Origin of the sequence: Iodobacter sp. CM08 (assembly GCF_033446605.1) — a bacterium.
In the GTDB taxonomy this organism is placed as follows: Bacteria; Pseudomonadota; Gammaproteobacteria; order Burkholderiales; family Chitinibacteraceae; genus Iodobacter.
Genome location: NZ_JAWQUO010000023.1, coordinates 53,574 through 72,240, shown reverse-complemented (window position 1 = coordinate 72,240; position 18,667 = coordinate 53,574). Strand labels below are relative to the sequence as shown.

The window sequence follows — 18,667 nt, the reverse complement described above, 5'->3', positions numbered from 1 at the left end:
AGCCTATTCCATGCTTAAGTTATTTGATTTTATTTTTGCGCTGATTTTGCCCAGTATCGGCTTGATTATTTTCTTTGCCGTTTGGGCGATACTGCTTGCTATCTATTGGGATAGAGCATGGTTTTTTGCTCTCATGCCGCTGATGGGAATTGCAAACTGGATGTGGGGCAACTGGCAACGCTCAGCCCCCAGCACTCAGAAAAAAACTACCGGGACGTAAGCGCAGTGAGCACTTCATGTTCCATTTGCTGTATATCGCTAAGCAGCTGATGGTTCCATGCCAGTCCCTGTGTATCAGCAATCATTTTGATAGCCAGATAATCCAAGCCTACGGCACCGCCAGCGCCAACCCGCCATTGCGTTACACAACTTGAAAAAAACTGCACAACAGGGATCAGCTCTGGCCAAAGCTCTGTTTCCTCTTTGCCAGCCAGCCAATCTGCAGGTAAAACAACCCCCAATACTGCAGCATCATCTTGTTGTGCTGGCTGCTTGCCACCAACCATAGTACGAGCAGCCATTGCTAGTTTTTTGTGCGTAGCACCCCTACTTCACGCACATACGTGCGAAAAGCCAGCTGGCCCACACCCGACACTTGCAGCAATGCCTTGAAATTATCTGCAGTAAACGGGAGTGGCTCACCGTCCTCACCTGCAATCCCATCCCATCCCGTCACAACGTCGGACAAAAAGTCCTTCATTAATTCTTTGCTATCCACACCCGTACGCTGTTCAAGCTCTTCAGCTGACAAGCGTTTGAATTCAAATTTAAATGAGAACTCTTTTTCTTCATTCGCAAGAACACATTCAGTAAACGTAATCTCGCGCCAAAAAGTATTAACTGCTGAAATTTTGAACATAAGCGCCTTAAAAAACAAAACCCCGCAATGACGCGGGGTGTGATTATCGGAAAGTGAGTTTAACTTCGTCATTCCCTGTTACTGGTGTAAGAGCCAGTCCCATTTTCAGCATAACAAAGCCATCAGAATCTTCATAACTAGGGCTGTTTACAGATACCCGCGCCCCATCAATTTGCACAATATTCCCAGCGACAGTCCCATGCTGTACTGCCAGCGCACCGGTACTGACATTCAGCGCCGCTGAAAACCAATCTTTTGTCGCAATAGTCGGCATTTCAATCGTGATGTCACCTTCAACATCGCGGTCGGTGATTTCAACCCCTTTGTAACCAACAAGCTCGCGGTATGCGATGTTTGCACCGAGATTGATATTCAGTGACTGCAAACGACCGGAAAAACCATGCAGAGTGGCTGTTGTCGGAGCGCCAATAAGCAGAGGAATCTGCACCGCAGAAAATGTCGGTGCAAGCGCTGCAGCATCTACAACAGGATTATAAATACCTGTAAGGGAAAACTTTAGTGTAGGGATACCCTTCGCACTTGCACCCAGCGTCCATGTACCACGGCAGCCAGTGGCTTTATGCAGCAGACCGTCTTGATTGTAATAAATAGTTGCTGACTCAAACCCAGCAGAAATCGGGTTGTATGCTACCGATACACTTGCGGTAGTCACAGCGGCCATACCACATGCACGCAACAGAGCATCAAAGTTTGGCGCAGTACCTGCTGCACCTGAACCAGTTAGCTCAACTGTAGCCTCGATTTTTACCCGAGCACCACTTAAAAGCTTGTCTGCACCCCCAAAATACGGACGGACTAAGACGCGGTCTACCGCATCATTTTCTAAAGGAGTAATAGATAGATCGCTGCACTGAATGGCCTGAGCGCCGGTCGGTACTGGATCTACACCGTAACCCGTCTCAGTCTTTGCGACTAACAGTCTTTTTTTGGTTAACACCGGCAACCTCGCTTTCAATAGGCGTAAAAAAACCCGCGTCGGCGGGTTGGGTAGGTGGCGTTTCTAAAGTGAGTTCGCCAGTACTTTGGCAGCGCGTATACGCGCCACCGGTTTGGGGAATGGGGGGTTCTAACAATTAAGCCTCCAATAGGCTGTTATTTCGATATTGCAACGTAAAATGCTGCCATAACCGGACTAGCGGCAGCTCATCATCAGGCTCCATCTCAAAACCATGAGCGGTGATATCAGTAATCAAGCCACCCAAGCGCACATCTGTTAATAAGGCGGTATGGATCAGTGTGCGTCGAACCTCTAAAGCAGCAAACGGCGCATCCCCTCCAACTAAACTCAATACAGAAAACTTTACATCCCAATCCTGAGCCCCAATCACATTACGGTCTGATGCCTGAACGGATTCAATTAAAAGATTACTAGCTGGCAGCTCATTTTCTTCAAATACGCGCAATCGCATCACATAAAGGCCTGATATTCCAGAAAGCTTTGAATAAAGCCCTTGCACAATTTGCTCTAGCCGAGTCATCTTGCAATCCTTGCCATGGCTTTACTTATATTGTTGGATACAGCTGCAAAAGCTGCGGATTGAGCGCTAGCATAAGCGGGCCTGATAAATGGTTTGGCTGACATTTTGCTGGTACCAAACTCCACATAACGTGCATAAAAAGCATTCACAACCGCAAAATGCCCGCCTTTTTTACTCTTTGCACGACGGCCAGTTAATGGCACACGCCGAGGACGATTTAAGCGAAAAACATTTCGCACGATACCTGCACGGGCTTCAGGAATATCTTGATCAAGCTGATAGCGTTTTGGTACCCGCCACGCCGCAATTGATTTTTTTAAGAAACCGGTTTTATATGGCGCTTTAGCTTCAATTTCTTTGCGATACACCATTGCGCCTTGATACAAGGCGGCTAATACATGCCTGCGTTTACCGATATCTGCTAAATCCAGAAGCTTTTGCTTGATCTCAGCATTACCCAAGGTTGAAATATCAGCACTCATTCCACAGCCTCGCAAATTAGCTCAATAAACGGGGTACTCGCGATTGGCAATACCGATTTCACTTCTAATACGCGTGCACCATATTGCACACGCAACCCCGTACTTAAACCCGCTAAGGGGCGAATAACCAGACGCCAGCTGCTACGTGCATCCGCTAAATACGCCTCTGTACGCTCATAACCGCGCAAGGCATGAACCTCAGCCCAAACCTTGGCAAAATCCTGCCAAACGTCTTTAGACTCACCATAGCTATTGCGCTGCTGCGTTCGTTTTTTTAGCGTAATCCGTTTGTTTAGCTTGCCGGGGTTCATATCGTCACCACACAGTAAGCGTCCAGCAGTCCATCTACAAAGGAGCGCCCCAGCTCAGTTGTCTTTAGATCGATGACCGCAGAACGCTGCTCATATGCCGTTGCAACTCTCAGCATGATCCAGTTTTGAATATCTTCAGGAACCGGATTCATTCCTGCGGTGCATGTGATCTGCACCGCATTCCATGCCTTTGTTGGCACTGGCCAACCAGCTACTGGGGAAAACAGCTGCGGGGACAATGGGTGGGGGCAAAAGTCCAGCCCCGTTAATGTTTGTAGGGTTTTGCTGGCATCCAGATATTTGACGCTGGCAACACTGCTTACAGGGCTTAAGGGCAAAATTCCATCCCCAAAAGTACTGGCATCAATCCTAAAATCACGCTGGGCAATGATTCGCCCAGTGTGATTTTCTGCAAAACGACGAGCAGCACTGATAAGCGCACTAATCAACACATCGTCATCAGCAATATCTACTCGTAAATACGCTTTCATCACAGCAAGGCTTACCGGCTCACTGGCCGGAGGGGTGAGCTGGGTAAACATAGATAGATGACCCTAAAAGCCTAGACACTTACTAGGACTAAGTTTAATTACTCAGCGGCTGCGGCTTCAGCTACTACGCCATGCACGATCAATTTGCTTTGAGTCAGCCAATACGCTACAGCTTCAGCGTTATCATCAGCAAAACCACCGTCAACTAAAGACTTTGCTGTTTTTTCAGGCAATTCAACCACAGAACCTGCCGAATATGACTTGCCATCTACGGGCACATCAGAAAGCACCACCACTTTTACTTTTTTCTCAGCCATTTTGAATTCCAATAAAAAAGAGCTGCATTTGCAGCCCTTTTGGGTTAGTTAAGTCGCAGAGTTGGCGTAGTACTTCACTGGATTCGCACCTACATCCAGCAAACGGCCATCCATACGCGCAAATAAGAGAAACGCTACCTGCAGATTCTCTGCATAGCGCTCAGTTAAGCGCAATACAGATGTTTCACGCACAATGCGCGCCTTATATTTATTCAGCGCACCAAAAATAATTGATTTGGCATTGGCGGCCATCACGGGCATATCTTGATTTACTTCATATGCGTAGCCACACAGGGTGTCTGGTGCTAGGCCGGTAATGCCAGATTCGTAGCCAGGGGTCCAAATTGGACGCCCAGTTGTATCCTTCAACTTACGCAAGACCTTTAACGATGAATCATGCAGCATAAACTTACTGCCAACACGATAAGCGGGATCAACAGAATGAATCAGATCAATCACATCATCGTAGGTAATCACATTCGTTTGCCCTGTGCTGCCCACCTTACCCGCCGCCGCATCTAACAAAATGCCACGGGGTTTACCAACACCATCGCCGGTCGTCGCATGAGCGTTGTAACCACGGGCAATCGACCCAGCGAGCGCATCAACAATATATTGCTCACCAAATGCCGAATCCTGCAAAAATTCATACGAAACGGGTAAAACTGGCGTGCGGTATGTAAATGCACCGATGTTTGCAACACCAAATGGTGTACTGCTATCAGTATTACTGGTTTGCCCCTCGCCAATAATTGTTGCAACTACATTGGCATAGTTAAATGTAGGCATAGGCAGGGTTACGCCAGTATCGGTGCGCATAACGTCTGCCACATTCAGTATGCCGCCAAAGGCTTTTAAGGCAATTTCAAGCTTTGCCAAAAAGTCAGGAGGGACTGTTACCCCACCGGCCCCTGCTGAGCCAGCAGCAAATGCACGAAGCTCTTTAGATTGATCCATGTGCTTACGGGCAATCAACTGCTCTTGCTGTGACATGCCCGCAATACCACTCGTTAAAAATGAGCGGAAAATAGCACTATGTGAAAACTCTTCATCATTCGGCGCTACATCGTCAGCACTCTGCAGCGAACGAACACCGGCACTACTACCTAAATCAAGATCCAGAGTATGTAATTTGCCAGATCGCTTAATCTGCTTATCAAGATCATCAAGATCGGCTTCCATCTTGCTCCAAGCCGAATCCTCATCAGAGGAAAAACCACGGCTTTCTTTCTCTGCCAACATATGCAGTTCACGCATTTGCTTGGCCAGCGCCGCGCGCCGTTCTTGTAGCTTCTTATCCATCTAAAACCCCAATAAAAAAACCCGCGCGCGGCGGGCATAAAAAAACCCACCGGATGTGGGTCTTCAAGGAAAAAACTAAATACCGAGAATTTTCATTTGGCGTTTACGGCTTGCCACTGCCTCATGCTGCTGTTTTGCCGTTGATTGGCTTCGCCACTCATTCATGCTACGTGTTGCAATGGTTGAATCTGGGTATGCGGGGTAGGTAACAGGGCTAACATCATATAAGCGCGAGATTTTTACAATCGTGCGTACCGTGCCTACTTCATCATCTTCATCCCAGCTCTGCCCATCGTAGCTCACGCTAAATGCAAAGCTGGATTGAGTTACATCCCCACGGCCAATAGATTCGGCAAGGTCTTCAGCGACCTGTGTATCAGGCAAATCAACTTCATACCAAAGCCCTGTTGCATCCTGACCAAGGCGCAGCGTCCCCGCACATAAGCGGCCTAAAACAAAATTAGCATCATGATTAAATAATGCTCGCACATCATCATTCATCACACCATCAAACGCACCTGGCGCAATCTGTTCACGGAATCCACCAAGATTGAAGCTTAGCTTATTGAAAACAGCGGCATAACCACGGATAGTAATTTGCGATTCAGATGTATCGTCATCACTGCGCTTTTGCTTACGCAATTCAAGCTTGCCCGTCTCCTGAACCCGCCTTTCCATCACTTCCACTGCTGTTGTCATTTAACTCTCCAATTTTATCGAGCGGAATCATTTGAGCCTGAACCATACGCTTATTGCCCCCCTCAACCCGTGGCATGTTTAGCTTATCCAGCACATCGTTCACGCAAAAGATGCCGTTTCTAAGGGCGATGGCAAAGCCTTCCATCTGGCTCTTAGCATCACCACGCAAGAGCGCATCTAAGCTAAATTCACAAAAATATTCTGTGCCAGCAAATAGCTTTCTATTGAGCTCCTGCTCCCAACGCACCAGCCATGGGCGAATGCTATGCGTTGTAAATTCAATGCCCTGATGTTCAATGTTGCTGAATGTAGCTCGCTCCAGATCAGCCAGCATATGCGGTGGAACACGAAACATGCGGGCAATCTCGCTAATCTGAAATTTCCGCGTCTGTAAGAACTGAGCTTCTTCAGGAGGCATACTAACTGCCTGATACGTTAGCCCGCCTTCCAAAACGGCAACTTGATTCCCATCGGATGCCCCACCGTATACTTGTTTCCAGCGCGCTCTGGATTGCTCAACCTGCAAATCTGTAAGTTTACCTAATGTACTCAAGACTCCAGATGGCCGCCCCCCATTCGCAAAAAGCTGAGCACCATATTGCTCAGCCCCCAAGCCCAGCCCTATGGCATTTCGCATCAAACGCAGCGGTGATAGGCCAACTAAACCATCAAAACCAAGGGCTGGAATATGTAAAATATCTTCATCGAAAAGGGTAACTTGCCCCCCTTTTACACCATAAACTACATAGCGCTTATCCCCGCTATCTGACATAAATACCCTGACACGGCTAGGGTGAATAGGCCAAAGCCCAATCACCCGCCCTGCTTTATCGCGCTCAAGCTCAGCGTAAAAATTACCCCAAAGCGCTAAATGCGCCATGCCTACTTCTCTGAAAACCATACTGGTCATCAGCCGATTGGGTGTGTCATGCAAAATTGAGTACAGCCGGTGATTGCTGGCGCTTTCTTTGCCAGACTCAGCCCGCTTGTAAACCTGAAGCGGTAAACTTCCAACCGTCTCGGCCAAAATTCTCACTGCGGCGTAAACCGAGGATAAAGTCATCGCGGACTGAGCAGAAACAGGGGCCCCAGCCGTGCTTGGTAATGACTCACCCAAATGTCCAATTAAATTTGCATCATTTAATGGGACATTTGGATTTTCAATCGAGCGGGATTCGTCCTTGGCTTCAATCGAGTGGGATTCGTCCTTGGCTCTAATCAATCGCTTTAACCAGTTGCTCATAAAATAGTAATCCGTGGTTGGTTCGGTTTTTCATGGCGCATCGCACAGCTCAATGCCATCACCTCGGCAACGACAGGATCTATGCGCCCGTTGACGTTAGATTTCTTTTTATCTGGCCGATAATTCCCGTTGCTGTCATACAGCAGTGCCACATTGCCTGCCGCCCAACGTAAAACGGGGTTGCCGCCTTGCGCATGCTGTTTGCTGTAAACCAGCTCTTCCAGTTTTTTACTACCGGGATACATGCCACCTGTATTTTGTGGAATCTCCACTAATGGCACATCTGCCTCTAGCAGCTCATTGGCCAGTTGCAAGGCGTTCCAGCGATCATATCCGAGCTCTACAAGTTCAAAATCCCGCATAACGTGCAGGATTTTTTCCTTAATTGGCGTGTAATCAGTGACATCGCCGGGCGTTTCTATCAGCCAGCCATCATCACGCCAACGGGCATACGGGGCTGCATCGTCCGCCTGTGCTTCGATTTTTGCTTGCGGGGCCCAGGTATAAACAAGTACATGCCACGGCTCAGCTTCATATTCCGGCGGGAAAACCAATGCCAGCGCGGTGAGGTCACGGGTGCTTGCAAGATCGAGCCCGCCAAAGCAACGACGCCCACGAAGGCAAGCGGGATCAAAAGCCTGTTTGCCCTTATCCCATACATCCAAATCAAACCAGCCTTCTGCATCATTCACCCACAGGTTTAAGTCTTTCGTTTTAAAGTTAGCTAACGCGCCCGGTGTGGCCGCCGCCATGCGGGCTTGCGTGCGCATGTATTCAAGTGACTTTCCTTTGCCGAGTGCAGGGTTGGCCTTAATCCAGTTTTTTTCTTGCAGCGGCTCATCACCTTCATCCAGCGTGTAAACGTAGCCAAACAAGCTGTCATCAACTCGCTGGCCTTTCAGCACGCTGATTAAATAACCACGCACTTCAGTGCAAATGCCATCCAAAATAAAACCAGCGGTGGTAATAGCACTTAGCATGGGTTGTGACCGCGCACCGAGTGCCGAGACCATTACATCCCAAACGGCACGATCCTTTTGGGCGTGCAGCTCATCAAACAAAATTGCAGACGGATTCAAACCATCTAGGTTGTCTGCATTTGCGGGCAGTGGCTTAAATACGCTGCTGTCAAAGGTGATTTTTTCTTGATTAATCCCGTTAAAAATATTAAAGCTACGCGCAATGCCGGGGCTACGTTTTGCCCAACGCTTGAAGTTATCAAACGCGGGCTTAAACACGGTCATGGCTTGTTCCCGTGTGGTTGCAACCGCGTAAACTTCGGCACCAATTTCACCATCAGCCATAAACAAATACGCCCCTTGCGGTGCAGTCCATGTTGATTTTCCGTTTTTTCGAGCCACTTCTTCATAAGCACGACCAAAGCGACGCGTGCCGTCCGCCTTTACCCAGCCATATTTGCAGGCTGTCCAAAACAGTTGCCATGGATCCAGCAGAATGGGCGTGCCAGCCAGCGGCCCTTTAACGTGGAAAAAGTAATCTTGGATAAAGTGGATGATGTGCCAAGCTTTATCAGGGCGAAAAAATAGCCCACGTTTGTGGGCTTGTTGTAGATCTCTGTAGTGGCGCTCAACAGCTAAGTAAACGTACTCACCCACCGTTATTTCATATTGCAGTACCGGCACACCATACGTTCGGTCCCATTCCTGCCACTGATCTTCTGGCGGGATTAATGCCCGAACGCGCTTGGTCGGTTTGCGGCGTGATTGACGAGGTTGCCGAACAGATCGTCCTGTTGCGACTGATCGCCCGTCTTGGAACGGATGTTCGACAGCGAGGGGATTGTCAGTGCGCATTCAGGCAACCATTGTAAGAGTTCTTTTTTTAGGGCAGATACAACATAAAAAATCTGATGTGGCTGCGAAAACCCATTCGGCGTAGTAATCAAATAACTACCGAAATTGCTATCTTTAATTTTTGCGAGCTCTGACTCTGCTTGAATCCAGTGAATGTATGTTTTACAAACAACCATTGCGGCTAATCCAAAAGTGCCGTGGTCGATGCCCGCCTCACGTAGGCGCTCACAAATGTAATCCCAAACACGTCGTTCTTGTGTGTTCATCTCCCCAGGCGGCTTGGCAGGGCTAATGACCTCTCCAACCGTAACCAGCGGCGATTTACCAATCCCTCCCTGAATCACCGCAAAAGGCGGTCTCTCTTGGCTCATACAGCGTTTCCTATGCGTTTTGCTGCAAAAAAAGCAAACGCTATCAATTAATGGCACAGGAGCAGGTAAATTGTTAGACCTCCCCCCTTCTAAAAACACTCCGCGAAAAAATGATGTTAAGCGACCGGTCTTTACAAACTTACACGTAGAGTTTTTATACCCCCCTCATGTAAGTATCGTCAAAATGCTTACATTTTTCGCTTTTCACCCTCTTTTCCGTAAGCTTTCTCAATCCGCTGCTTATGTTTGCTATGACACGTAGTGCACAGCGCTTGCCAGTTGTTCTTTGTATCCCAGAACAACTCTTGATCGCCGCGATGGGGGGTGATGTGGTCAACCACCCGTGCTGCCATCAAACGCCCTTCTGCTTTGCACATTACACATAGCGGGTGTGATCGTAGATAAGTTGCCCGCGCCTTTTGCCAGCGCACGTTATAACCACGCTCACTAGCAGATCCGCGCTGTTGATCTTGCTCACGTTGCGACTGCTTACGGTGCTCTGCACACATACGCTGGCCAGCACCCACCAAGGACTTGCAACCCGCATGAGCACATGGACGCTTTGCTGCATACGGCATATAGATCACCTCCTTCGAGGCGTGAAAATTAGAAGAAGCAAAAGGCAGCGGGCGCATGGGGACAGAGGCTTAAGGGGAATGGTTCCCCGCACCGCGCTGGCTTTTGCTTCCTACAAAAAGAAACGCCCCACCAAGCGGCAGGGCGTTAAAAGAGGAGTGATAACTGATAGAGCAAAGCATAAATAACAGACAACAAAAAACCCCGCAGGAGCGGGGCTTGATTGCACTAGGCGCAAAGAAGCACCCTTGAAGGGTTCTGCTCTCGCCGTGGCGGTATCGAATTGTTGAGTGAATGGTAGCGTAGCATTTTTGTAGCCGTCAAGCTATTTTCTACAAAAACATTTTCAAACACTTTCACCGCTCGTTCAACATGCCATTTATAACTCTCAATAGGTAAGCCTTCTTTTCGGCATACTGCATGAGGATTAGCACGAAAATGATAGTGCTGCTTCAACAGCCTAACAAAACCTTGTTGCTTTGAGTTCTGCATCATAACGGCCAGCATCGCTTCAACACGCATGCCATGCTGCTCATTAAACTTTGCTTCACGGCACACGCCACCCGCTAATGCTTTCTCTTCTGGCGACATATACATTGAGCTGCAAAACCCAGACTTATTGCCCGTACTAACACGCAACCAACCTGCCCAATTTTCGAGCAACTCGATAGCCGTCTTGCCTTCATGAATATCAACCACGTTCGCCTCCGCAATACCCGCATGGAGACTCCTTAGCCAGATCATTGCCCAGCTTTATTTATACCCGTGATTTTAAACCACAAAACCAGCACATTGTGGATATGGGCAGGGTTGACAGGGTATGGGTCATAGTTACTGATCAACCCTGACCCACGTCAAACCCTTATAACCATTAGCTTCTAACTCATTTGTACACAGTAGACAGGGTTTATAAATAGATTGCCGTGTATATAATTTTCCTCGCGTCTTAATAGAAAGAGGTAGAGGAGAAACAAGCTTTATACGTGCACACGGAAAGATGTAAAACAACCCTGCCAAAAACGCAAAAACGGCGCTAAGCCGCGCCGTTATTTGTTTTGATGTGGGTCAGGGTTGGTCTAAAGCCATGACCCAAACCCTGCCCACCCTGCCCCAATTTTAATCAAACTCTCCACGCAAGCTATTAGAAAAACGCTCGCATTCCGTGGTAAGCCAAGCACCCAAGCTTTCACTTTCTGGCGGAGAGCCAATGATAAACACCATGGCTTTTTTACGATCATACCCTGATGACAAATGCTCTCGTGATTTTTTTAATCGAGATGACATTAAGCACGAAAATTTAGTCTGCGTAAGCTTATCTGACGAGCCAGACTCTTTTTCCCTCCATTTCTTATATGCAGCAAACAAATCTTCTGTGCGACAAGAGCAATAAGGCACAGACAAATCCCCGTCAACCCAATGCCTATAAAATATTTGCCAGCTAAGCAAACCAAACTCAATCAGTCTCTCTTTTGCTGTAGTCATTGGCGGCTTGCTACGCTCATCAAAACCTTTATCAATTGGGTAGCGCATCAAATGATCATAAAACGCAGCAATCGCCCCATTTGCCAGCGCCAGTTTCATTTCTGCTTGCGCTGGCAGGCTGAGCAAAGTTTTAGGTTCCACCACTAAAAAACGCCGGTCATCTAGCTCCAAGTGCAGTGGCTGTACTTCATTACTCAAAAAGACAATATTTGCAAAATTGGCCTCTTCGCGCTCTGGCATATTCTTTTCATTAATACGCACCGTCCGGCCAGTAACCAGATGCTTAATTGTACCGATATGACTGTATTTCTCAGCACGGCCAACCACCTCCTCAGCCAGCACAAATAAGCGCCTCGATTGCCACGCTGTAAATTGGCTATCCAGCTGATGCTGGCCAATTGTTGTGGCGTACTCGGTATAAATCGCCTTTATTACGCCTTCAAAAAACAAGCTTTTACCCGTGCCCTGCTTCTCACCAAACATCAAGACCGATGAATCCATCTTGCTACCCAGTCTCTGCAAAGGCAAAGCCAGCCATTGCATTAACCAGTGATAAACCTTCGCGTCATGGTTACAAAGATGCATCACCAAACCAATAATAGGGTCTGCCAAATCATCATCAAAAACTGGCTTCAGCGGGATCCCTGCAAACAGATTTACATGCGTATCTAAATCGACAGTCTGAGTCGGATCAAATACTAAATTTTCAGCATTAATCATCTTGCGCAGTGGGTTTTCTTGCCAAAATTTAACTGCATCACCGCCATAAGCTGCCCGCACGGCGGACAAACTCAAAACAATACGATTATCCGCGTCCCAAACTGTTTCGGTACCGTAGAGCAAGGTATAGCGCTCCATCAGCATCGCACTAGCACCCAGCGTGGCATCATCCACAGCTTTGCCACGCTTAATTTTTGGTAGGTCGGTTTGGCGCATTGTGCGTTTATCTGCCCGCGCCTCCCATTCAGCAGCCTGAGCTCGCCCCACCAATGCGGCGAAGCCAGGCCATTTCATCACCATTTGCTCAGCAGTATCCCACACCCGTCGTTCACCAATAATCAGCGCAAATCTGGCCAGCATTAATTCAAGAGTGAAACCTTCACCCCCTGCCCCCCCAGTTTGCTGCGCGGCGCTAACAACAGGAAGGGGTGCGGGGATGGCAGGCGCTACCACAGTCTTAGGGGTTAACAGCAGGGCAATGCCACTCTGTATTTGCTTAGCTACAGCATCAATGCCCTCTGCAATATGCAGATCATTAAAATCAGTTAGCTTTGGCAGAGCTTCATCATCAGGCGCCGCTCTACGTACAGCGGTAAAAACAGGCAATATATAAACAGCGTTTTTAAGCTCTTGAGTTGCCGCTGCTGCTTTCTTTTCTCCTGCATAATTCTCATCCCCTTTTTTTGTTGGCAAGTAATCATCATCAGCCAAAAATAACAAGGGGCTCAGCGGGTATTTAGCCCTTAATATGCGGGCAACGGGCAGCAAATTGCCACTATCTAGCGCCATAAACACAGGGGATTGATAGCCCGTTGCCTCCCTGCCTGTTGCCGCCGTCGCATACCCTTCAGCAATCAGAATCAGATCACCATCTAATGGCTCTTCACCCAGCCTGCACGCCGCACCCGTCTTAGCCATGCCCTTGTTATAAAACTTATCATTGCCATCAGGAAACTTCTTAGGACTTATTTTTTGCGAGCCTACAATCTCACCGAGGTCGTAGCGCAGGAGCGGAATAATAATCCAGCCTAATTTATCCCGCTGCATATAGCGCACAGCCTCTGCCTTCGCGACGTGCTTGCGTGCTAAATACGCAGACTCACCAGCCCTTGCTGATTCTTGCAGCTGCTGCCGTGCTCTTGATGCCGCATTAGCAGCAGCAATTTTTATCTTAGCCTGGTACTCGGCCTCTTTACGCTCCCACTCCAATTGCGCGGCGGCCCGTTCCTCTACAGGAATAGGCTCTTGCTCCGCCTGCTCCACCGGCCACCATCGATCCTTATAGCCAAAAAATCCGCTTACCCATATTTTCCCTGTTTTAGGTGAAATATACTCATACAGGCGATACCACGCTTTTTTTTGTGGCCCATACACATGCTTATTAGAATCCGCCCGCAGAGATACCGCATCAATGGCAGGCATGCCTTGCCTAGAAAACTGGTCAATGACCGTTTCGATTAAAGCCCCCATTAACACACCTACCCTTAATTATTTTTGCCGACTATTGACTATGCTCTACACTGCGGCATTGACCGGAGCCAGCTTATGAATACTGAAATTGAATCGCGCTTAAATCAACTCACTGGCAATATCATGGGCTTGCAAACCTTAGTGCTTGCAGTCGTAGCAACCAGCGGGCGAAGCCAGCTCATTGCCGAATACCTGCAAAAAGAAACGCTAGTAACACTGGCAAATTTGAATGCCGAGTCAACGCAAGCCGATGAAACACTGCAGCGCATGGAATACTGGTTAAGGACAACAATAGATTTACTACTCAGCGATGAAATTTCACCGGCAGCAGCAAGTGATACCAGTGCAATCTTGCGCCACCCATAAGCCGCAAATTTTCAACAAGCTTAAAGCGATGGCATGGCGCAACGGGCAAAGGCGATAATGCATACTGCTTTAGCGTTAATTTCAAAATAGCACTCATCGTCTTTCCTTCATTTTTCCTAACATCACCAACCGCAGTAGCCGTTGGATTCGGCGTCGCCGCATAGCGCGGTATGCAGGATCGGCTCTGCGAGCAACTCGCCGTGCTAACCAATCTGCTTTAGCCTTAATTGCCCGCTGCTCACGAGCTTCGCGTAAAGCCACCGCATCAAAAGTTGGGTCTTTAATCATTGAATGGCCGCGTATTTGATTGCTGTTCCAAAAGATTTTTTAAACTACTGAGCAAGGCACGAATAGCCTCCCGTTTTTTGTGAGATGGCGTTTTACGTAATGCCCACGCCTGCCTCAAAAGCTTTTGCCGCTGAAACGGGCGCGCCGTCATTACTCGGCCATTCCATCTAGCACGGCAACCAGCTCATGCAGGGCAGCAACGTGTGAATAAACCTTCTCACGCACTTTTTGCACCTCCCCCGATTCAACCCTGTGGTCTTCCAGCGTCTCATCCACAGCGGTACCAACCTGCCCGCCAAGGCGCCATAAGCGCGTTACCATTTCTAAAACCGTGGTATCACACGCATATTGACCGTCAGCAAGCAAAGGCACACACACCATGCCGTGCGTCATCGCCAATGCATGTAGCACCGACTTATCCCCAGTAATCCCGATCAACAAATCAGCCTCTGCTAGCGTTAGCTTGTGGCTATTAGTATTCGGGTTTAGTTTATTGCGTAGCACTTGCGCACCAATCCCCATGCGCGGGGCTAAGGACTCTACGCCGCCAGGGTAAGCATGGGCACAGTGGTACGCAGCATCTTCAACACTTGCAATGATTGCTTCAGACACGTTATTTCCTTTTATCGGCAAACGTATTTAAAAATGCGGTTGTCATCTAAAGTCAGCAACAACAGCGAGGTATAAAAAAGCCGGATATACCGGCAAAACCAGCGTTCATGCGGAAGCAACGCCAGAGGAGGAAGACTTTGGTGCTTCACGTGTACTTTGCTCTAGCTTTAGCAAAGCATCGCCTAGTTCCCAACTGATGCGCTTGCCACGACCACCATTGAGCAGCGCGCTTATAGTGGGCTGCCGACACTGCACCAGCCCAGCGATTTGCTGTTGGGTGTAGCCTCGGTTAATTACCGTTTTGATGAGTGTTGTCCAGTTCATGCACTCAAATATATTGCATTAGCTATTATTTCGCAATAGCCATTGCAATTTATATAGGTATTACAATCGCTATATGAGCACATTTTCATACAGAGTCCGACAACGTCGGCAAGAACTAGGCTTAACACAAGGGGAAGTGGCAAAACGGGCGGGCGTTGCGCAACCGACCATTGCCCTATTTGAGTCTGGGCGCAATAAAAGCACTAATGCCGTTGTTGCACTGGCCGAGGCACTGCAATGTAATCCCCTCTGGCTAGAACAAGGCAAAGGCCCCATGACTGGCATAAACACAACATCGCTGCGCCCGATTCAAGTATGGGATAACGAAGACGAGCTAGATCCTGACATCTATGTTTTTATCCCTTCACTTGATATAAAGCTTTCAGCAGGGAGCGGTAATATAGTGTGGGAAGTTGACTTCAAAGGACAGCAACAAGCATTTAGACGTAAGTGGGCAGAGCGAGTTGGAATCGATCCTAAATGCGCTGCAACAATGGTTGCAGATGGCAACAGCATGGAACCTCGAATTTTAGATGGGGATAGTCTCGTTGTTGACTATTGCCAAACGCAAGTAAGTGAGGGGAAGGTTTATGCTCTTGCAATCGAAGGAGAAGTATTTGTAAAGCGCATTCACAAAGAAATTGGTGGTTCACTACGAATTAGCTCAGATAACGTAGACAAAAATAAATACCCTGACAAATTTATCCCTGCCGAATTGACCGACCAAGTGCAAATTATTGGCCGGGTAATTGCTGTAAGTGGCGGAATATGAACCTCCAGCAGTGAGAATATAAGCATGAAATGTTCACTAACACTTTCAGCATTTATGGTCACTCTTTTAAGCGGCTGTGCAACACATAACGAAATACTAAAAGATCGACCTCAAGGCACACTTTCAAGTTCTCGCTCAGCTAAAGCGTTTGCCCAATGCATTGATCGAAATGCAGATAGCTACGCTTTGGGCTCTTTACGATCAAAAATAGTAAGTACAGAAAATGAGCCACTTGAGATTGTTATACTCAATGGAGCAATGCACTGGGCCATTATCCACATTAGAACAACCGAAAACGGCTCTACTGCTGAATTTTACCTAGGAGGAGCAGCCCGCATCACTCCAACAACATCTATAGAAAGCATCAGCACTGGCTGCAAATAAGGTACGAAGAGATACGAACTATAAAGAAGCTGTATCACCATAATATGCATAAAAAAACCCGCTTAACTCAAGCGGGTTTTTTTATGCATAAATGCAAAAAGTACTCTCAAAACCCACAACAAACCCCTTTTTGCATCTACAGCATCTAGTAATAGAGCTGTTATTACTTCAATATCAATTGCTGCAGAAGCTGCAATATATTTTGATTTTGTTGCTCAAGCAAAGACATTCTTTTTAACAACTGTTCCTGTTCAGTTAATGAAGCCTGCAGCCGCAGAATCATTTCACTATTCAGTGAATGATGATTCTGCTCTGCACGCTCCTTTAGCTCCTCATACAAGGGGCCAGGAACGCGAATTTGGGTACGGATAATATCGTCAATCATTCCACAATAGTGGCGTTTTTATTGACTATTTGTATAGTGTCACCATAACACTACGTTGATCGGACTACCCCTTACTCATGGAGTTTAAAATGGTATTATCAGCATTCAATGTTAGAAATATGTAAGAAAAAAATAGCCACAACTGACAAAAAAAATACCCACGCCGCGCCAACGACATGGGTATTTCTTACAAATCAATAAAAGACCCTCCTTCAAAGGATCCAGCATGAATAGTAGTTTTGATACCGCTGTAATACAAGGCGAAACAATGCCAATTTCACAAGCAGAAAGAGAATTCTATCTGCAGCTCTCAATTGAATATGCCCTAGGACAAAAAATCACGATTCCACTGACCCCGCTTCTATCCTACGAAGAAGCCACTGCAGCCCATGCATTTTTTCAAATTCACCCCATAAACCTATCTACTCTTGCGATCAGGAAACTAACCATGCTCTGATAAAAAAAAATGGTAACGTCATTTTTATACAACGCTTGAGTTAAATTTACTAAGCGACAAACCGCCTTCTGGCGGTTTTTTTTCGCCAAAAATACACAATATCAAAAAAATATTGCGTTTGCTATTGACCAAACATTATTTCAACAGCTATATTTAATTACGTTAGCTATTAAATATTAATAAGGAGCTGTAGATGGGCGGAACCGCTTACGCACTTACGCCCAGGTGAAGAGGCCAACTAGGCCCCCTCATGGAAAGCTACCGAAGCGGCGACCAAGACAACGTTTTAAACCTGCTACGCGATTGGATGAATAGCAAGACCGGCGATAACCGCCCGATTATTCAGAAGTCACAACATAAACCTGATTGAACTCGATATTAACGGCGGGTTGATCGACAGCTCCACGGTTTTTGGCTCGGTAGAACACCAGATCACCCGCTCCAAAACTTAATGGGGTGTTGTTTGAATAGCCAGATAACTCTTGGCGCAATTCACCAACCGTCATGCAGTAATGATTTTCCATAGTTGCTCCTTAGTAAAAGTTGAATGCGTCCTTGTAAGACATCAACAGTTTATCACCGGAGCGACCACCCCTTACTTTATATGTCAACTTAGGAGTAGCACAGCATGAGGTCATCAATAGACATCCTGCGCGATATTGCAGGCGGCGAGCTTGTAGAGGAGCTGGGCGAGTCGATTCGTGAGGTCAACATGGCCATCACCGAAGTAGAAGAAAGAAAAGGCGGCAAGATCACGCTCACGATATCGATCAAGCCTGCTGGCCGCCGATCTGGGGCGCTGAATGTGGCTTACGACATCAAGATGACTAAGCCCCGCCTGCCACGCAATGAATCGATCATGTTTGGCACGCCAGAGGGCGACATGCTGGCGACAGACCCTAGCCAACGCACGCTGGATTTGCGCAGCGTAGAAACCGCCCCTAAAACCGTGCGCGATATTGCCGTCACACCGACATTAGTGCGCGAAATTGAAAACGCGACCTCAAAAGTCGCTTAACCCCACCCGAACCAAGGAAGTAAATCATCATGGAATTAAACCAAACTGCAAACCAAACCGCAGTGCAAGAAATCCTAAATGCGGCACAAAAGCCAGACTTTGGCTGCATCAATTTAGAAAACCTTGTCGATGGCAAGATACCCGTGATGCATACGCCAGCTAATCGCCCCCAGCGTATAGCCCCTGCCCACGCGGCGGCTATGCGATGTGAGTGAACCCTAAACGGAGTTAGCTATGCGAGATGTAATTATTGCTTTAGTGCTATTTTCTTTATTTGTAATTGCATGGACTGCTATCTGTTTTATTTTAATTAAAGTGCCATCCCCAGAAAACAGCGCATTTGCCACAGTCATTTTATTAGGCATCGCATATATTTTTTACGGCCTGTTTCTTATCTTTAATCCTACTGATTTTGAGAACTAATC

General features: G+C 47.5%; 30 protein-coding genes. 8 read left to right on the top strand and 22 right to left on the bottom strand.

Annotated features, from left to right (window positions below):
* Positions 1 to 10 precede the first annotated feature (10 nt).
* Positions 11 to 220, top strand: coding sequence for a hypothetical protein (locus tag R6242_RS14350; RefSeq protein ID WP_318427962.1), 210 nt, complete (start codon positions 11 to 13; stop codon positions 218 to 220).
* Here the strand turns inward: R6242_RS14350 and R6242_RS14345 are convergent.
* The 17 genes from R6242_RS14345 to R6242_RS14265 form a co-directional block, all read right to left on the bottom strand.
* On the bottom strand, positions 207 to 521 hold the full coding sequence (locus tag R6242_RS14345) for a DUF1799 domain-containing protein (RefSeq protein WP_318427960.1): 315 nt from the start codon (positions 519 to 521) through the stop codon (positions 207 to 209). The two genes, R6242_RS14350 and R6242_RS14345, sit on opposite strands and share 14 nt — an antisense overlap.
* A 2-nt stretch (positions 522 to 523) precedes the next feature.
* Positions 524 to 859: a hypothetical protein gene (locus tag R6242_RS14340; RefSeq protein WP_318427959.1), complete on the bottom strand. Its 336-nt coding sequence runs from the start codon at positions 857 to 859 to the stop codon at positions 524 to 526.
* Positions 860 to 902: 43 nt separating this feature from the next.
* Complete coding sequence (locus R6242_RS14335; protein ID WP_318427957.1) at positions 903 to 1,817, bottom strand: phage tail tube protein; 915 nt, start codon at positions 1,815 to 1,817, stop codon at positions 903 to 905.
* On the bottom strand, positions 1,780 to 1,953 hold the full coding sequence (locus R6242_RS14330; protein ID WP_318427955.1) for a hypothetical protein: 174 nt from the start codon (positions 1,951 to 1,953) through the stop codon (positions 1,780 to 1,782). The genes R6242_RS14335 and R6242_RS14330 overlap by 38 nt, the downstream gene beginning before the upstream one ends.
* Positions 1,954 to 2,358 carry a hypothetical protein gene (locus R6242_RS14325; RefSeq protein WP_318427951.1) on the bottom strand — a complete coding sequence of 135 codons (405 nt, stop codon included), beginning with the start codon at positions 2,356 to 2,358 and terminating at the stop codon, positions 1,954 to 1,956.
* Positions 2,355 to 2,840, bottom strand: coding sequence for an HK97-gp10 family putative phage morphogenesis protein (locus tag R6242_RS14320; RefSeq protein WP_318427949.1), 486 nt, complete (start codon positions 2,838 to 2,840; stop codon positions 2,355 to 2,357). The genes R6242_RS14325 and R6242_RS14320 overlap by 4 nt, the downstream gene beginning before the upstream one ends.
* Entirely contained in the window at positions 2,837 to 3,151 is a 315-nt protein-coding gene (locus R6242_RS14315) for a phage head closure protein (RefSeq protein ID WP_318427946.1), read from the bottom strand. Before R6242_RS14315 ends, R6242_RS14320 begins: the two co-directional genes overlap by 4 nt.
* On the bottom strand, positions 3,148 to 3,693 hold the full coding sequence (locus R6242_RS14310; RefSeq protein WP_318427943.1) for a head-tail connector protein: 546 nt from the start codon (positions 3,691 to 3,693) through the stop codon (positions 3,148 to 3,150). The genes R6242_RS14315 and R6242_RS14310 overlap by 4 nt, the downstream gene beginning before the upstream one ends.
* Before the next feature lie 47 nt (positions 3,694 to 3,740).
* Positions 3,741 to 3,959: a hypothetical protein gene (locus R6242_RS14305; protein WP_318427941.1), complete on the bottom strand. Its 219-nt coding sequence runs from the start codon at positions 3,957 to 3,959 to the stop codon at positions 3,741 to 3,743.
* 48 nt (positions 3,960 to 4,007) lie between these two features.
* Positions 4,008 to 5,261 (bottom strand): phage major capsid protein, encoded by a 1,254-nt coding sequence (locus R6242_RS14300; RefSeq protein WP_318427939.1) that lies wholly within the window; start codon positions 5,259 to 5,261, stop codon positions 4,008 to 4,010.
* Between the two features lie 75 nt (positions 5,262 to 5,336).
* Positions 5,337 to 5,960, bottom strand: a complete 624-nt coding sequence (locus R6242_RS14295; protein ID WP_318427937.1) for an HK97 family phage prohead protease — start codon at positions 5,958 to 5,960, stop codon at positions 5,337 to 5,339.
* Positions 5,905 to 7,203, bottom strand: a complete 1,299-nt coding sequence (locus R6242_RS14290) for a phage portal protein (protein WP_318427935.1) — start codon at positions 7,201 to 7,203, stop codon at positions 5,905 to 5,907. The genes R6242_RS14295 and R6242_RS14290 overlap by 56 nt, the downstream gene beginning before the upstream one ends.
* Positions 7,200 to 8,819 carry a terminase large subunit gene (locus tag R6242_RS14285; RefSeq protein ID WP_318427978.1) on the bottom strand — a complete coding sequence of 540 codons (1,620 nt, stop codon included), beginning with the start codon at positions 8,817 to 8,819 and terminating at the stop codon, positions 7,200 to 7,202. The genes R6242_RS14290 and R6242_RS14285 overlap by 4 nt, the downstream gene beginning before the upstream one ends.
* Positions 8,820 to 8,890: 71 nt before the next feature.
* A complete protein-coding gene (locus R6242_RS14280) occupies positions 8,891 to 9,388 on the bottom strand; it encodes a P27 family phage terminase small subunit (protein WP_318427932.1) in 498 nt (165 codons plus the stop codon).
* Between the two features lie 188 nt (positions 9,389 to 9,576).
* Entirely contained in the window at positions 9,577 to 9,966 is a 390-nt protein-coding gene (locus R6242_RS14275) for an HNH endonuclease (RefSeq protein ID WP_318427930.1), read from the bottom strand.
* Positions 9,967 to 10,192: 226 nt separating this feature from the next.
* Positions 10,193 to 10,663 (bottom strand): hypothetical protein, encoded by a 471-nt coding sequence (locus R6242_RS14270; RefSeq protein WP_318427928.1) that lies wholly within the window; start codon positions 10,661 to 10,663, stop codon positions 10,193 to 10,195.
* Between the two features lie 417 nt (positions 10,664 to 11,080).
* Positions 11,081 to 13,636: a DUF5906 domain-containing protein gene (locus R6242_RS14265; RefSeq protein ID WP_318427924.1), complete on the bottom strand. Its 2,556-nt coding sequence runs from the start codon at positions 13,634 to 13,636 to the stop codon at positions 11,081 to 11,083.
* A 75-nt stretch (positions 13,637 to 13,711) separates the two neighbouring features.
* Here R6242_RS14265 and R6242_RS14260 point away from each other — a divergent pair, with 75 nt between their 5' ends.
* On the top strand, positions 13,712 to 14,002 hold the full coding sequence (locus R6242_RS14260; RefSeq protein ID WP_318427922.1) for a hypothetical protein: 291 nt from the start codon (positions 13,712 to 13,714) through the stop codon (positions 14,000 to 14,002).
* Between the two features lie 93 nt (positions 14,003 to 14,095).
* Here R6242_RS14260 and R6242_RS14255 read toward each other — a convergent pair whose 3' ends face one another.
* The 3 genes from R6242_RS14255 to R6242_RS14245 form a co-directional block, all read right to left on the bottom strand.
* On the bottom strand, positions 14,096 to 14,290 hold the full coding sequence (locus R6242_RS14255) for a hypothetical protein (RefSeq protein WP_318427920.1): 195 nt from the start codon (positions 14,288 to 14,290) through the stop codon (positions 14,096 to 14,098).
* Positions 14,291 to 14,440: 150 nt separating this feature from the next.
* The gene (locus R6242_RS14250; RefSeq protein ID WP_318427919.1) at positions 14,441 to 14,902 is read right to left on the bottom strand and encodes a phage regulatory CII family protein; all 462 of its coding nucleotides are present in this window, start codon (positions 14,900 to 14,902) and stop codon (positions 14,441 to 14,443) included.
* Positions 14,903 to 15,007: 105 nt separating this feature from the next.
* Positions 15,008 to 15,226 carry a hypothetical protein gene (locus R6242_RS14245; protein ID WP_318427916.1) on the bottom strand — a complete coding sequence of 73 codons (219 nt, stop codon included), beginning with the start codon at positions 15,224 to 15,226 and terminating at the stop codon, positions 15,008 to 15,010.
* 73 nt (positions 15,227 to 15,299) lie between these two features.
* Between R6242_RS14245 and R6242_RS14240 the strand changes: the two genes are divergently transcribed.
* A complete protein-coding gene (locus tag R6242_RS14240; RefSeq protein WP_318427914.1) occupies positions 15,300 to 15,998 on the top strand; it encodes a helix-turn-helix transcriptional regulator in 699 nt (232 codons plus the stop codon).
* Positions 15,999 to 16,022: 24 nt separating this feature from the next.
* The gene (locus R6242_RS14235) at positions 16,023 to 16,382 is read left to right on the top strand and encodes a hypothetical protein (protein WP_318427911.1); all 360 of its coding nucleotides are present in this window, start codon (positions 16,023 to 16,025) and stop codon (positions 16,380 to 16,382) included.
* 163 nt (positions 16,383 to 16,545) lie between these two features.
* Here R6242_RS14235 and R6242_RS14230 read toward each other — a convergent pair whose 3' ends face one another.
* Complete coding sequence (locus R6242_RS14230; RefSeq protein ID WP_318427904.1) at positions 16,546 to 16,767, bottom strand: Arc family DNA-binding protein; 222 nt, start codon at positions 16,765 to 16,767, stop codon at positions 16,546 to 16,548.
* Between the two features lie 226 nt (positions 16,768 to 16,993).
* Here R6242_RS14230 and R6242_RS14225 point away from each other — a divergent pair, with 226 nt between their 5' ends.
* On the top strand, positions 16,994 to 17,224 hold the full coding sequence (locus R6242_RS14225; RefSeq protein ID WP_318427901.1) for a hypothetical protein: 231 nt from the start codon (positions 16,994 to 16,996) through the stop codon (positions 17,222 to 17,224).
* Positions 17,225 to 17,562: 338 nt separating this feature from the next.
* Here R6242_RS14225 and R6242_RS14220 read toward each other — a convergent pair whose 3' ends face one another.
* Positions 17,563 to 17,748 (bottom strand): hypothetical protein, encoded by a 186-nt coding sequence (locus R6242_RS14220; RefSeq protein ID WP_318427899.1) that lies wholly within the window; start codon positions 17,746 to 17,748, stop codon positions 17,563 to 17,565.
* Positions 17,749 to 17,852: 104 nt separating this feature from the next.
* On the opposite strand from R6242_RS14220, the gene R6242_RS14215 reads away from it, so the two are divergent.
* The 3 genes from R6242_RS14215 to R6242_RS14205 are packed head-to-tail and all read left to right on the top strand — an operon-like array spanning position 17,853 to position 18,665.
* The gene (locus R6242_RS14215; protein WP_318427896.1) at positions 17,853 to 18,242 is read left to right on the top strand and encodes a hypothetical protein; all 390 of its coding nucleotides are present in this window, start codon (positions 17,853 to 17,855) and stop codon (positions 18,240 to 18,242) included.
* 29 nt (positions 18,243 to 18,271) lie between these two features.
* Entirely contained in the window at positions 18,272 to 18,457 is a 186-nt protein-coding gene (locus R6242_RS14210) for a hypothetical protein (protein ID WP_318427894.1), read from the top strand.
* Between the two features lie 19 nt (positions 18,458 to 18,476).
* Positions 18,477 to 18,665, top strand: coding sequence for a hypothetical protein (locus R6242_RS14205; RefSeq protein ID WP_318427889.1), 189 nt, complete (start codon positions 18,477 to 18,479; stop codon positions 18,663 to 18,665).
* The last annotated feature ends 2 nt before the right edge of the window (positions 18,666 to 18,667 follow it).